6 protein-coding genes are annotated in these 14,664 nt (G+C 58.4%); 4 read left to right on the forward strand and 2 right to left on the reverse strand.

Annotation, left to right across the window (positions count from 1 at the left end):
* Positions 1–6: 6 nt before the first annotated feature.
* On the reverse strand, positions 7–2,043 hold the full coding sequence (locus tag ACIPL2_RS01910) for an FAD-dependent oxidoreductase (RefSeq protein ID WP_401352495.1): 2,037 nt from the start codon (positions 2,041–2,043) through the stop codon (positions 7–9).
* A 346-nt stretch (positions 2,044–2,389) separates the two neighbouring features.
* Here ACIPL2_RS01910 and ACIPL2_RS01915 point away from each other — a divergent pair, with 346 nt between their 5' ends.
* The 4 genes from ACIPL2_RS01915 to ACIPL2_RS01930 all read left to right on the forward strand — a co-directional run bounded on the left by ACIPL2_RS01915 (position 2,390) and on the right by ACIPL2_RS01930 (position 7,955).
* On the forward strand, positions 2,390–3,379 hold the full coding sequence (locus ACIPL2_RS01915; protein ID WP_401352497.1) for an isopenicillin N synthase family dioxygenase: 990 nt from the start codon (positions 2,390–2,392) through the stop codon (positions 3,377–3,379).
* Between the two features lie 180 nt (positions 3,380–3,559).
* Positions 3,560–4,471, forward strand: coding sequence for a 2-hydroxyacid dehydrogenase (locus ACIPL2_RS01920; protein WP_401352499.1), 912 nt, complete (start codon positions 3,560–3,562; stop codon positions 4,469–4,471).
* 399 nt (positions 4,472–4,870) lie between these two features.
* Entirely contained in the window at positions 4,871–6,592 is a 1,722-nt protein-coding gene (locus ACIPL2_RS01925; protein ID WP_401352502.1) for a type I secretion system permease/ATPase, read from the forward strand.
* Positions 6,585–7,955, forward strand: a complete 1,371-nt coding sequence (locus tag ACIPL2_RS01930; RefSeq protein ID WP_401352505.1) for an HlyD family type I secretion periplasmic adaptor subunit — start codon at positions 6,585–6,587, stop codon at positions 7,953–7,955. Before ACIPL2_RS01925 ends, ACIPL2_RS01930 begins: the two co-directional genes overlap by 8 nt.
* Positions 7,956–8,077: 122 nt before the next feature.
* Here ACIPL2_RS01930 and ACIPL2_RS01935 read toward each other — a convergent pair whose 3' ends face one another.
* Entirely contained in the window at positions 8,078–14,074 is a 5,997-nt protein-coding gene (locus ACIPL2_RS01935; protein ID WP_401352507.1) for a putative Ig domain-containing protein, read from the reverse strand.
* Between the last annotated feature and the right edge of the window lie 590 nt (positions 14,075–14,664).

Here is a 14,664-nt window from a genome sequence, read left to right on the forward strand (position 1 = left end):
GTGACTTCAGATGTCTTTCAGCAGGCGCAGCGCATCGTAGATGGCCGCGTGAGTATTGCGCGCCGAGACCGCATCGCCGATGCGGAACAGCTGGAAGCGGCCTTCCGGGTTGGTCACGATGTTCTGGGTTTTACCGGCGATCAGATTGTGCTGTTCGACTGCGCCGTCGTTGCTCGAATGGGGGCGCAGATCAAAGTACAAATCGTCCAGGGGCAGGGTGCCGTGGTTGATCACGACCTGATCGACCACCCGCTGCTTGTGGACCTGGCGATAATCGCTACCGAAGTTGGCAACCAGCTGGCCATCGCGCTTTTCTACGGAGTCGACCCGATACGTGACCGTAAAGATGACGTCGAGGTCTTGCAGGCTGCGCATGTAAGGCACCAGGTTCATGGCCATCACCTCCGGGGAAAACGACCGGTCAGGTGTGACGATCTCCAGTTTTGCACCACTGTTGGCAATGACCTCGGCAGCCTGTAGTGCCGCGTGGTCACCTGCATCGTCGAAGATCAGTACGTTCTTACCGGGCTTGATGTCGCCGGAGATAATGTCCCAGGTAGACACCACCAGTTCATTGCCGTGCTTGAGAACCTCGGTGTGCGGCAAACCACCCGTAGCGACGATCACCACGTCCGGCGCCTCAGCCATTACCGTCTCGACCTCGGCCCAGGTGTTGAAGTGAAACTTCACGCCCAGCCGTTCGCACTGCGCCATACGCCAATCGATGATGCTGATCATCTCGCGTCGACGCTCGCTCAAAGCGGTCAGACGAATCTGTCCGCCGGGCTGGTCGGCCACTTCGAATACCGTGACGTCGTGACCGCGCTCACCGGCAACCCGTGCAGCCTCCAGACCCGCCGGGCCAGTTCCGATGACGACTACTTTACGCGGGGTCGATGCCTTGGGAATTTCATGGGGCATGGTGGTTTCGCGCCCGGTCGCCGCATTGTGGATGCAATACGCGGCGCCGCCCTGGTAGATGCGATCGAGGCAGTAATTGGCCCCCACGCACGGGCGGATCTCTTCTTCACGCTTTTCGATAATCTTGCGCACGATATGCGGATCGGTCATGTGCGCTCGAGTCATGCCCACCATGTCAATCTTGCCGGATGCGATGGCGTGTCGGGCGGTGGCGACGTCAGGAATCTTGGCGGCATGGAACGTTGGGAAACCTGTTGCCGCGCGGATCTCACCAGCGAAATCCAGATGGGGAGAGTTGCGCATTCCCTGGATTGGAATCACATCGGTGAGGCCTGCATCGGTATCGATGTGCCCACGCACCACGTTAAGGAAATCAACCAGGCCGCTGTCCTTGAGCATGTGCGAAATAGCGATGCCTTCCTGTGCCCCGAATCCACCGGGCAGGTCCTCATCGCCGGTGTAGCGCACACCCAGCAAAAAGTCCTCACCGCATTGTTTGCGGATGCCGCGCAGGATATCGAACGTAAACCGTAGCCGGTTTTCCAGTGAACCGCCGTAAGGGCCCTCGAGATCGTTGGTCAACGGTGACCAGAACTGATCCATCAAATGCCCGTAGGCCTGAAGCTCCAGACCGTCGAGGCCAGCGGCTTTCATGCGCTCGGCCGCATCGACGTAGTCTTTGATGATTCGCTCGATATCCCATTCTTCCATCTTCTTGGGGAAGGATCGGTGTGACGCTTCGCGGCGGTGAGACGGAGAGACCACAGGCAGCCAGTCAGCCTTATCCCAGCGGGTGCGACGCCCCAGGTGCGTCAGTTGGATCATCACAGCAGCGCCGTGCTCATGACACTCATCCGTCAGATCCTTCATCCAACCAACCACTTCATCCTTGTAAGCCAGGATGTTGTTGAACACTGGCGGGCTATCGCGGGAAACCGCGGCAGAACCGGCGGTCATCGTCAGTGCCACGCCTGCCTTGGCACGCTCGACGTGATACGCCCGATAAAGCTCCTTAGGCATGCCGTCGACCGGGTATGCCGGCTCATGGGAGGTGGTCATGATGCGATTGCGCAGCGTCAGGTTTTTGATTTTATAGGGTTGCAGCAAGGGATCGCTGGACATGTATTGCGCTCCTGGAACAGAACATCAGGCGTGGTTTGACATAACAGTATGTCCAGCGTTCATCTGTGTCAACGATGATGACACCTATGTACATTTTGCTTGCGTGGCGAAAAATCGAGGATTAAGATCCGCCAAAACAAGGACTGGTTTGGCTCGAACGCACCTGTCATCCATCGCATGGTTTGATCAGTGCCCGAGGCGTCATGAAAGTGCTCGCAGCGGTAAATGCACCGTTGAGCCGGACGGAAGAGAGGGTGTGACAGGTGTGATTCAGCGGGATTGAAGAGGGCACAGCTGTGCTTTCTGTATCGACTGCCTTATTGATACTTCGGAAAGGAGCGCATACGTGACAGAGTTATTGGATAGTCGTCTGGCCAGCAAGCAAACAGCTTTTACTGAAATCCCAATCATCGATATATCATCGCTTATCAATGACGAAAACCCACTCGAGGTTGCCAGGCAAATAGGTGACGCATGCGAAAAAGTGGGGTTTTTTTATATTAAAAATCATGGCGTTGAGCAGCAATTGATCGATGAGATGTACACGCTGACCAAGCGTTTTTTCAATCTCCCTTATGAAGAAAAGAACCAGATTAATATCGTAAAATCCGGCCCCACGCTTCGTGGCTATATACCGATGTATGCGGAAAACGTCGATCCGGCCAATACACGGGACTTCAAAGAGTGCTTTGATTGCGGCGCTCATTACGATGAGGTTTCGCCATTTTTTGGCCCTAATCTGATGCCGTCCGCACTGCCTCGGTTCGAGACGGTTGCCGAAAATTATCACTCGGCGGTACTGGCGCTCGCGAGAACGCTCATCGGCGCAATCGCACTGAGTTTGGGGTTGCCACAAGATTACTTTGAGCATCTTCAACGCAAGCCCATCACTATCCAGCGAATCTTGCGCTATCCACCTCAGATGGGAAAAGTGACCCAAGAGGAAATCGGTATAGGGGCCCATACGGACTATGGTTTTTTAACCGTCCTGTCTCAAGATGCCGTCGGCGGTTTGCAAGTGCGCAATCGAGCAGGAGACTGGGTGACTGCGCCACCCGTTGAAGGCACTTTTATCGTCAATATTGGTGATTTGGTTCAAAACCTCACCAACGATCGCTATACCTCGACCATGCATCGCGTCATCAATACCAGCGGCCTGGAACGTTATTCAATTCCGTTCTTCATCGATCTGGATTTCGATGCAATCGTTGAGCCTGTGCCAACCTGCGTCAGTGAGGCGTTACCTGCGAAGTACGAAGCCTACACCTGTGGCCAACACAAGTTTAAGCGATTCGTTGATAGCTATGCGCATTTGCAAGGAGTCGAAAATGTGTGATCGCTCTTTAAGTAGCGTGAGTGCCTGATTTGCAATGGTAAGGCTTACACGTCGGTGCAGGCCAATCTGCGAGCAGCTTCAGGGGGGAAGGGTAGGGGTTTATTACTTGTGGTTGTCAACGCAACCACGAGTGAACTTTTAGGCTATCGGGAATAAGGAGTTTCAATGTGCATCCTATACATGGCAGACCCCCTCGATGCGGAGAAGTGGCGGGATTGCCTATTAACGCATGCCCCTGAACTGGAGTTCCGCCAATGGCCTGATATCGGAAACCCCTCAGATGTTCACTACATCCTGGCTTGGGAGCCTCTCACCAACCTTGCGGAGCAGTTTGGTAATCTTCGACTTCTCTTCGCTGCCGGAGCGGGGGTTGACCAGTTCGATTTGCCCCATTTTCCCGCTCACGTGTCGCTCATCCGGCTGGTAGATAGCTCGATGGCTGACATAATGGCGGAGTATGTGCTGTTTGGCGTGCTTGCCTTGCATCGAGACATTCTCGATTACCGAGAGGATCAGCACAGTGGTCGCTGGCAACCTCGGTCGATCGTGCGTGCTTCGCAGCGACGCGTCGGTGTCATGGGTATTGGCACTCTAGGAATGGCTGCGCTGGGTCGCCTTCAACCATTGGGATTTCAGCTCAGTGGCTGGAACCGTTCTTTGAAGGACATTCCCGGCGGACGTTGCTTCGTCGGCCCAGACGAATTGGACGAGTTCCTGAAGCAATGCGACATTCTTGTGAACATGCTGCCGCTGACTCCTGAAACCAATGGAATACTCAATGCTGCCAGGCTCGATTGCCTTCCGCATGGAGCCGGATTGATCAACGTGGGACGTGGCGCCCACGTGATCGAGACCGATTTGATTTCTGCTTTGGATACCGGGCGCTTGAGAGGCGCTGTATTGGATGTGTTGGTAGAAGAACCTCCTCCCCGCGATAGCTCTTTATGGAACCACTCCCGAGTGCTCATGACCCCTCATATCGCTAGCGATGTACAGATTGACGGCGGGGTAGCATTGATAGTCGAGAATATTCGAAGAGCGCGCGCAGGAACACCGCTTTTAAATGTGGTGGATCGAGGTAAAGGCTACTAGTCGTAACATAGCCGATTCGCTTCGGTCGATTTCCGCAAATACCCCTTCTCAGGTCTCACGTTCGTTAGCTGACGGCAGCCAAATCAACCTCAGCGCACGCTGATTTTACCGTCCAGTCTGCAACCGATGACTCCACTGGGACCACAAGACTCGACTTGGTGTGCCTTGTGGTTTTTTCAACTTGCCGTTGTACAACATACCCGCTCGTCACCCACTTCAAAGCCCGATCTGCATAACCGGCACTAACCCGAGGCCGCGTTGTCAGTTATTGGCGCCTGTAGCGACGAGGACCGTCTCTGATAGCGGCACGTCAGACTGCACTGGGTGTTTCGCCCCATGGGCAAACGCTCGCGATGGATTGCGTCCTGGACCGACTCTTTCTTAAGCGAGCAACTTTCTATGGGTTTTTTTCTCGATCCGCGTCATGACATTGACGCCGCGTTATTAAGTTACCGCCGGCTGTTTTGGTCGTTGGCACTGTTCAGTGGCGTGATCAACCTGCTGGTGCTGGTGCCGTCGCTCTACATGATGCAGGTGTACGACCGCGTCCTTACCAGTCGTAACGAAACCACTTTGTTCATGCTTACTTTGATCGCGCTGGGGCTGTTCATGTTCAGCGCCCTGATCGAGTGGGTTCGTGGCGCGGTGATGATTCGCATGAGCGCGGGGCTCGACGAAGCCTTGAGCGAGCGGGTTTTCGACGCTGCTTTCGCCCGCAGCCTTCGCGAGCACGATGCCAACCCGGCCCAGGTGCTCACCGACCTAGCGACACTGCGGCAGCTGATCACCGGCCAGGGCCTGATTGCCTTGCTCGATGCGCCATGGTTGCCGATCTTTTTGCTGATAGCGTTCATCTTTCACCCATGGTTCGGCGTGCTGACGCTGATTCTGGCCCTGATACTGATCGGCCTGGCTCTGTGGGGAGAATGGGCGACTCGAACACGCTTGGACGAAGCCAATCGGCTGGGTGTGCAGTCGTCGATTTATCTCAACAGCACGTTCCACAATGCCGAAGTCATCCAGGCCCTGGGCATGCTCGGGCCATTGCGTCAGCACTGGAGCCTGCTGCAGCAGCGCATCGTTGCGGCCCAGGCCCATGCCAGTGACCGTGGTGCGCGCATCACGTCGATGACTCGTTTCGTACGCATTTCCGGTCAATCGCTGGCCCTGGGGCTCGGCGCGCTGTTGGTGCTCGAAGGCCAATTGTCGGCGGGCATGATGATCGCCATGTCGCTGCTGTTGGGGCGCGCCCTGGCCCCCGTGGAAATCGCCATCGGCTCGTGGAAGCAATTCAACTCCGGCCGCCAGAGTTACCAGCGCCTCAGTCAACTCCTTGTCCGGCATCCAGGCGAGCGCCTGCGCATGCCGTTGCCACCGCCCACCGGCGCGGTGCGTGTGGAGCAGTTGTATGTCGGCCGGCCCGGTGCCTCGCAACCGATCCTGCGGGGGATCAATTTCAACCTGGTCAAAGGTGACGTGCTCGGCGTTGTCGGGCCCAGCGCCAGTGGAAAGTCAACGCTGGCCAGGGCGCTGGTCGGGGTCTGGCCAGCCATGGGCGGGTCGGTGCGCCTCGATGACGCCGAGATCAGCCAATGGTCTCACGACGCCCTGGGTCCGCACCTCGGCTACTTGCCGCAGGACATAGAGCTGTTCGACGGCACGGTGGCCGACAATGTTGCCCGCTTCGGTGAGCAGGACGCCGACAAGATCATCGCAGCGGGGCGTCATGCTGGCATACACGAGATGATCCTGAGGCTCCCCAAAGGTTACGATACGCCGTTGGGCCCCGGCGGGCTGGGATTGTCCGGGGGACAGAAACAGCGCCTCGGCCTGGCCCGGGCACTCTATGGGCTCCCTTCGCTGATCGTGCTCGATGAGCCGAACTCCAACCTCGATGAAGCCGGGGAGCTGGCGCTGGTCCAGGCGATCGGTGCGCTCAAGACCGCTGGCAGCACCGTGGTGCTGATTACACACCGCCCTAGTGTACTGGCGGTGGTTGACCACATCCTTGTGCTCAAGGACGGCACTCAACAAGCATTCGGTCCACGGGACCGGGTGCTCAAGGCATTGCTTGCGGGGCCGAGACCGGCAGCGATCAAGGAGGCTGGCGAAGATGCATGATCTGACCCCAGGCACACAGATGTACAGCGAACAACGACCGACCGTACGTGATAAACCCACACTGCCAGGTGCCAATACCGACGCGGGCAGCGCGGCACGATATGGCGTGGGCTTCCTGGCCCTGGCACTGGGTGGCTTCCTGCTCTGGGCCTGCCTGGCGCCGCTCGACCAGGGTGTCGTGGGCAGTGGCACCGTGGTCGTGGCGGGCGAACGCAAAGCGGTGCAGTCGTTGGTCGGTGGCGTGGTGGAAAAACTGCTGGTCAGTGATGGCGACCGCGTCACCCAAGGGCAGTTACTGGTGCAACTCAACACGGTGCAAGCGCAGTCACAACTGGACGTGACCCGGGGCAAATTGCTTAATGATCGCAGCGTCGAGGCTCGCTTGATTGCCGAGCGCCTGGGCACCGCCGAGATCCAATGGCCACCAGACTTGCTGGAACACGCTGAAGCGCCGCGGCTCAAGGCAGCCATGGCCTTGCAGAGCCAGTTGTTTGCGACCCGCCGTGCAGAGTTGGCCAGTCGCTTGCAGATCATCGAACACGAAACCGCCGCATTGCAGCAGCAACTGATCGGATATGAAGGCGTCAAGCGCAACTACGAAACGCAGATGCGCTTCCAGCAGCAGGAGCTGGAAGGCCTGCGTGTTTTGGCACATGAGGGCTACGTCCCGCGCAACAAACTCTTCGAGGCCGAGCGCAACGCCGCCCAATTGGCCGGGCAGATTGCCTCCGTGATAGGTGATGTCGGCAGGACTCGCCAGTCGATCAATGAAGGTCGGTTCAAGGCCTTGCAGGCGCAGCAGGAATTTCGCCGCGATGCCGAAATCCAGCTCAGTGAAGTCTCCGCCGAGGCGTCAGCTTTTGCCGATCAGATCAGTGCCTTTGAGTTTGAAGTCGAAAACGGTGCGATCCGCGCGCCGGTGTCCGGACAGGTCATGGACGTGAACATTCATACGATTGGCGGCGTTGCCCAGGCGGGACAAACCCTGATGCAGGTGGTGCCGTTGGATGCGCCGATGGCGATCACCGCGCGTTTCGAGCCGTTGATGGCCAACAAGTTGCGTCCGGGGTTGCCGGTGCACGTGCATTTCACGGCGCTGCAACGGGTGGACACCCCGACTGTCACCGGTACGGTGAGTACGGTGTCGGCGGACCAGTTGATCGATGAACAGACTCACCAGCCGTACTTTTCCGCCAAGGTCGAAATTCCCGCAGATACCGTTGTGTCGCTACAGGCCGCCGGCCTGCCGGTGCGGCCGGGCATGCTTGCCGATGTCACGGTGGTCACGGGCGAGCGTACCTTGATGAACTACCTGATGAAACCTTTGCGCGAACGCTTGCTCGCAGCCTTCAAAGAGGAATGAGCGGCTTTCCTCGTCTTTTAGTACGCCACACATTCCGGTAGGAGCGGGCTTGCCCGCGAAAGCGGTGGCTCAGCTTGCATCCATGCTGGCTGTGCCACCGCCTCGCGGACAGGCTTGCTTACTCAGGCGGTGAAATCGCTGGCGTGCAACTCCTTGACGCCCAGCAGTTCGAATTCGAACTCGGGGGTGGCGTCGGCGTCGACACTGCCGTAGAGAATGCCATCGGCAAAGCGCACTTGGCCGGTAGCGTTGGCAGGGTCGAAAGCGTTGCTGCCGATGAAGGTGAAGGCATCGACAGGGCCGGTCAACGGGTTGGCGTCCAGGCCGGAGAAGTCCAGATGATCGCCTTCGATGCTCTTGAAACCGTTGAGCACATCACGCGAAGCACCGACGCCCATGTCCGACAGCGCACCAAATGCGTAGGTATCCGCGCCAGTGCCACCGGTGAGATTGTCGGTGCCTGCACCGCCGATCAACCGATCATCGCCGGAACCGCCCACGAGCGTGTCATTGCCCGCACCACCGCTCAGGACGTTCGCAGCGCTGTTGCCCGACAGACTGTCTGCATAGGCACTTCCCGTCAGGTTTTCGAAGAATTTCAAGGTGTCGAGCCCCGATCCCCCGGTGTTTTGTTGCGCTGAGGTCGAGAGGTTGGCGGTGACACCGGACAGAGCGCGCTCAAAAGACACGGTGTCATTTCCCTCGCGTCCGTCCAGCACGTTGTTGCCGGCTGCGGCGAACAGCGTGTTGTCCAACGCGTTGCCCGTGCCATTGGCGGCGCCCGGGCTCTCGATATACAGATTCTCGACATTCGTGCCTAGGGTATAGGTCCCCAGACTGCTGCGCACACTGTCGATCCCTCCGGGCAACACGTTGCCTTGGGTCTCGATCACGCTGTCGTCGGCGTTGTCGACATAGTAAGTGTCGTTGCCATCGCCACCACTCATGCTGTCGGCCCCTGCGCCACCATTGAGCACGTTGGCGGCGGCATTGCCGGTGATGAAGTTGCGCAGCGTGTTACCGCTGCCGTCGATCTCCGAGACACCGGTGAGCACGAGGTTCTCGAGATTGGCGCCCAGGGTCCAGCTGACTGATGCCTTCACTGTATCGATCTGCGAGGCCGAGGTGTTGGTTTCCACCACGCTGTCGGACGCGTTGTCGACCAGATAGATGTCGTTACCATCGCCACCGGTCATGGAGTCGGCGCCCAAGTCGCCATCCAGTGTGTCATTGCCCGAACTGCCCACCAGGGTATCGGCCTGGTCAGTGCCGGAGATCATGCCGCCCTGGTTCTGGGCATTGTCGAAAATGTCCTGAACACTATTGTTGTCGTCCGGGTTGCCTTGAAACCCAAGGTCTGCGGCGATGTAGTCGGCCAGGCGCTGGCCGACGATTTCCGCCGATTCCTCGTGCAGGTGCCAGACGTCATCGGGATACACCAGCGGATCGACTTCGTAGCGCAAGGGCAGGTCGGTGTAGTCCACCGCCAGCTTGACGTCGGCGCGTTCGGTGGCGATGGCTTCCTGGACGGCGCGAACATAGCCTACGCCCTCGACGATGGAGGCTATCTTTTCTTCGGAATAGCCCCGGGCACGTGCCGCATCCTCCTGATAGTGGCCGGTTTCCATGATGTACACGTTGAAGTTGCCGAACTGGGCATGCAGGTAATCGAACACCTTCAGTGTGGCGTCCTTGTAGGCCGCGGCCGCCGCTGTTTTGTCCGTGGCACGCGCGATCTCCTGGGCAGCTTCCTCACCCTGGCCCCAAATGATGCCCATGGTGACGTTATCGATCGATTGCAGTTCGGTGAGCTGGTCCCCCAGCAACGCGACGGCACGCAACAGTGCAGGCCCCGGTTGGTTGGTATCAGTCAACCACCAGCACAACTTGAGCTCTTCGGCGCTCAGGGTCGACAGGCCGTTGACCGTACTACCTCCCACCGCGATGTCGATGCCGTTGCCGTCGGCATCGGTGAACTGGCTGCGTACGTCATAGGGGGTGTAGCGGTCCAGGTCTTTGACCAGCATCGAGGTGCCAGATTGATCGTCATCCTCCGTCATGCGCAGCAGGCGCGCGTTGGACTGACCGAGCGTGGGCAGGTAAAGAATGTCCTGTTGTGCGCGCTCGCCAAACACGAAGTCGCTGGCCGTGAGGGTGTTGAGGTAGTTGCCGTTGAGGGCGATCTCAAAACGGTTGCCATTGGCATCCGCGTCGGCGGATTTGATGTAGGTCTTGTCGCCGGCCGCGTTAAGGGTCATGTACAGCGTGTGATTGCTGCCATCGCCGAGACCGAGAAAGCCCAGGCCCGACACATCGATCCTGTCGACGCCAGCAGTGAAGTCATAAATCGTGTCGGTGGCAGTGATGCCGCCGACGTCGTAATCGTGGTAACTGTCGAGCACGTTGGTGTAGCGGAAGGTGTCAGCCCCATCGCCGCCATACAGCGAGTCGCGTCCGGCACCACCGTCGATGATGTCTGCTCCGGTGCCAGCCCTGATCGTGTCATTGCCACCGTTGCCCAGGATCAGGTCAGCACCTGTCGTGCCGTTGAGCGTATCGGCATTATCGGTGCCGACGAGGGTGCTGGCTGGCGCATCAGCCACCGTCAGGGCGAAGCTGTCGCTGACCGAGGCACCTGAAGGATCGGTGGCCTTGACCAGTACGCTGTAGTTTCCGGCCGCTGTGCTGATCGGCGTGCCGCTGAACGTCAGGCTGGTGGCATTGAAGCTCAGCCATGTGGGCAGGGCGCTTCCATCGGCGAGGGTCGCGGTATAGACCAACGCATCCTGGTCGGCGTCGGTGAAACTGTCATGGGTCACGGTGTAATTGAACGGCGTGGTTTCGGTGGCGTTCTGGTCGAGCAGGGGAATGGCCACCACTGGCGCCGCATTGCTTGGGGGGTTCTGGTCGGCGAAGACAAAATGACTCGCCGTCAGGCTGCTCACCAGATTGCCCGCCATCGACAACTCAAAGCGATTGCCGTTGGCGTCGACGGTGAGATCCTTGAGGTAAGTACGGTTGGTCGACGCACTGTAGGTCAGTTGCAGCGTACCGTTCAGACCATTGCCCAGCGCCGTGTAGCCGAGTGCCGAGACATCGATCTTGTCGGCGGTCACATCAAAATCGAGGATTTGGTCGCTTACGCTCGTGGAACTGGTGCGGTAACTGTCGAGTTTCGAGGTATAGCGGAACACATCGGCACCCGCGCCGCCGGTGAGCTTGTCCACCCCGGTGCCACCGATCAGGATGTCGTTGCCCGCGCCACCATTCAGCGTGTCGTTACCTGCGCCACCTTGCAGTTGCTCGTTGGCTGCGGTGCCAGTCAGGGTGTCATTGTTCGGGGTGCCATTGATCACCGTGGGGCCCGCGGGTACGTCCTGCACGGCGAGGGTAAAGCTGTCGCTGACGGTGGCGTTGCTGCCATCGCTCGCGGTGACCTGGATGGAGTAAGTGCCCGACGCGGTGTCGCTGGGTGTGCCACTGAACGTACGAGTGGCGGCATCGAATGTCAGCCAACCGGGCAGGGCGCTGCCATTGGCCAGCTTGGCGGTGTAACTGAGGCTGTCATTATCCGGATCGGTGAAGCTGGTGGCCGGGACAACGTAACTGAACGGTGTACTTTCGGTCGCGCTCTGATCCGGCAGCGGCGTGGCCAGCACCGGCGCCTGGTTGGTGGGTGACGACGTGGCGAAGACGAAGTTGGCGCTGGTCAGTTTGTCGAGGTAGTTGCCGGCCAGCGTCACCTCAAAACGATTGCCATTGGCGTCGGCGGCCAAGGACTTGATGTAAGTCTTGGTGCCGGTGCTGTTGAGCACAAGGTACACGGTGTTGTTCTTGCCATCCCCCAGGCCGGTAAATCCGATGGCCGACAGGTCGATCTTGTCGTTGCTGACATCGAAATCGGTGATGAGGTCGCTAAGGTTGGCACCGCCGGTGTTGTAGTTGCGGTAACTGTCCAGGCGATTGGAGAACACAAAAGTGTCCGCCCCGGCGCCACCGGTGAGGCTGTCCATCCCGGCGCCGCCGTCGAGCTTGTCGTCGCCCGCGCCGCCATTGAGATTATCGTTTCCTGCGAGGCCGAGCAGGGTGTCGGCCGAATCGCTGCCCAGCAATGCATCGCTGGCGCTGGTGCCGGTGACCACCCGATTGAAAATGAAGTTGCTGGCGGTCAGGGTGCTGGCGAGGTTGCCCGAGAGAATCAACTCGAAGCGATTGCCGCTGGCGTCGGCATCGTAGTCCTTGATGTAGGTGCGGTCGTTGCTGGCGCTGTAGCTGACCTGCAGGGTGCCACCACGGCCATTACCCAGGCCGGTGAAGCCCAGGCCGGCCAGGTCGATCTTGTCCTGGGTGACGTCGAAGTCGGTCACGGTGTCATCGAAGCTTGCGGTTGCATTGCGGTAGCTGTCGGACTGAGCGGCGAAACGGAACGTATCGGCGCCGGTACCTCCGGTAAGTTTGTCGATGCCTGCACCGCCCACCAGAATGTCGCCACCAGCCCCGCCGTTGATCGTATCGTTGCCGGCCCCGCCGTAGAAAATCTCGCTTTCGGCGCTGCCCAACAGGGTGTCGTTGCCAGCCGTACCTTGCACAGTGGTCATCGGCACCGTGTCGCTGACGTAGCTGCCGTCACCATAGATCAACGTGGCACCCTTGCTGGTGTGACTGATGGTATTGCCGATGATGGCATTGCGATCCGTGCCGTTTTCATTGCGTTCTGCAACACCGTAGGTCGAGAGGTTGCTGCCGCTGATGATGTTGCCCTGGAGGGTGTTGTCACTGCCGTTGAAGTACTTGCCTGACACGCCCAGGGTGTCGTCGTAGGACTGGATGATGATTTCCGGTACGGGGTTGCCCAGTGAATTGTTGTGGAGCGTGTTGTCGGTGATTTCAACGTGGTTACTGCCGTAGATGCGAACCCCGGCGCTGGCATTGTCGTGAATATCGACGCCGCTGACAGTCACCTCGCTGGACATCTTGATCAGCACCCCTTCGGCGCCGTTGCCGTACACCTCGCCACCGGTGATGGTTATGTTGCTGGGGGAGGGGATGTCCTCGCTGCCGCGCTGCACCACGATGCCATTACCGCCGTTGTTGTAGGCAATGTTATTGGTCAGGGTGAAGTCGTGGGTACTGGTAACGACGTTGAAACCGTGCCGGTCATTGTCGTAGGCGATGTTGTTTTCAAAGGTACTGTCGCTCAGGAAATCAGCGACGAAGCCGTCCAGGCCATTGCCGTGGGACACTGGGGCACATAAGCTGGTTACGCCATAACGCTCCAGGACGTTGAGTAGCGCGCAAGCGCTGAAGCGCGTGACATTGTGGATGAAGATACAAGCGCCGGCGTTCCACGGTGCGAACAGGCAGCTCCAGGCGTGCTTGGCCCAGCCCGGCGAAGAAATATTCAAATGCAGGTCGCCTGGCTGCAGGCCGATCCAGTACATGGTTGAGAGGTGGCCGACTGGGTAGCTCTGGTGACTGTGCAACACCATCTTTGGTTTTGATGTGGTGCCAGAGGTGAAGTACAGCAGCATGGGGTCGGTGGCGAGCGTCTTGCCGTCGACTTCGAATTGTGTGTCATACCCTTTGGCCGCGTCGTGCGAATTCCAACCAGCAGGAGCTGCACCTACACAGGTTCGACTGCAGTGCTCACCAAGACCGGAAAATTTTTCCACGTGGGCACTGCCCACTACCAAATGTTGTACCCGGCCGCGCTCAATGCGATCACGTAAGTCATCTGAGTTAAGCAGCGCGGTGGCGGGGATAACCACAGCGCCTAGTTTGAAGGCAGCCAGCATGGTCTCCCATAACGCAACCTCGTTACCGAGCATCACCAGGATACGCTCACCCCGACGCACGCCGAGGGCGCGCAAGTGGTTAGCCACTTGGTTGGAGCGCGTGGCCAGCTGCTGAAAGCTGTAGCGTTGCTCACTGCCATCTTCTTCGACTATCCAGAGTGCGTTGGCCTGGTTGTCCTCGGCCATCTCGTCGAAGTAGTCCAGCGCCCAGTTAAACTCCTCCAACTGTGGCCATCGGAAATCACGCACTGCCGTTGCATAGTCGGTGCGGTGTTCCAGAAGGAAGTCCCGTGCAGCCAGAAAGGGTTGGCAGTTGCTGTTCATTGGCTTCTCCCAAGACCGTTGCGGGTACCTGACAGCGAGGAAGCAAAGGCAAGCATGAATGCGTTCACAGTGGGATCTCTTATTTATTTTTATTGGGATACGCCCGGCGCATGACCGGGGAGGCGAGTTGAGTATAGGCATGCAAAATCAAATAAAAACGCCCAAAAAACCCAATGTGTTGTGCAAAAAAATTATAGGTTTTTTTCATGCTTGCAAAATGAACGCACTGCTTCTCTAGCACGAGCTGATGCTAGTGAGGGTAAACGGCTAGGTAGAGAGCGGGCGTGTTCTACGGTGTCGCAAGCCCTGAGCTTCCCATCGCAATAGTGCGATGAGGTGTACCTTCGGCTGGTGTTGCTAGTCCCCTTGAGCACGAACATCTAGACGACGAAAGACATCGACGTCTTGTTTGTATCGAATCAAAAACACCACGGCTAGCGCATCAAGCCGCGGCCGCGAGAGCATTGGACGTCAGTGAATCCGTTGAATGCAGTGGTGGAAGAGCCTGTGGGGGGCATCACCTGATACCGAATAGTGCACTTTTTGTTCAAAGTGTTTGCCCAAAAACACATCTGTTTGTGAGCGTCGCA

Origin of the sequence: Pseudomonas sp. NPDC086251 (assembly GCF_044746405.1) — a bacterium.
In the GTDB taxonomy this organism is placed as follows: Bacteria; Pseudomonadota; Gammaproteobacteria; order Pseudomonadales; family Pseudomonadaceae; genus Aquipseudomonas.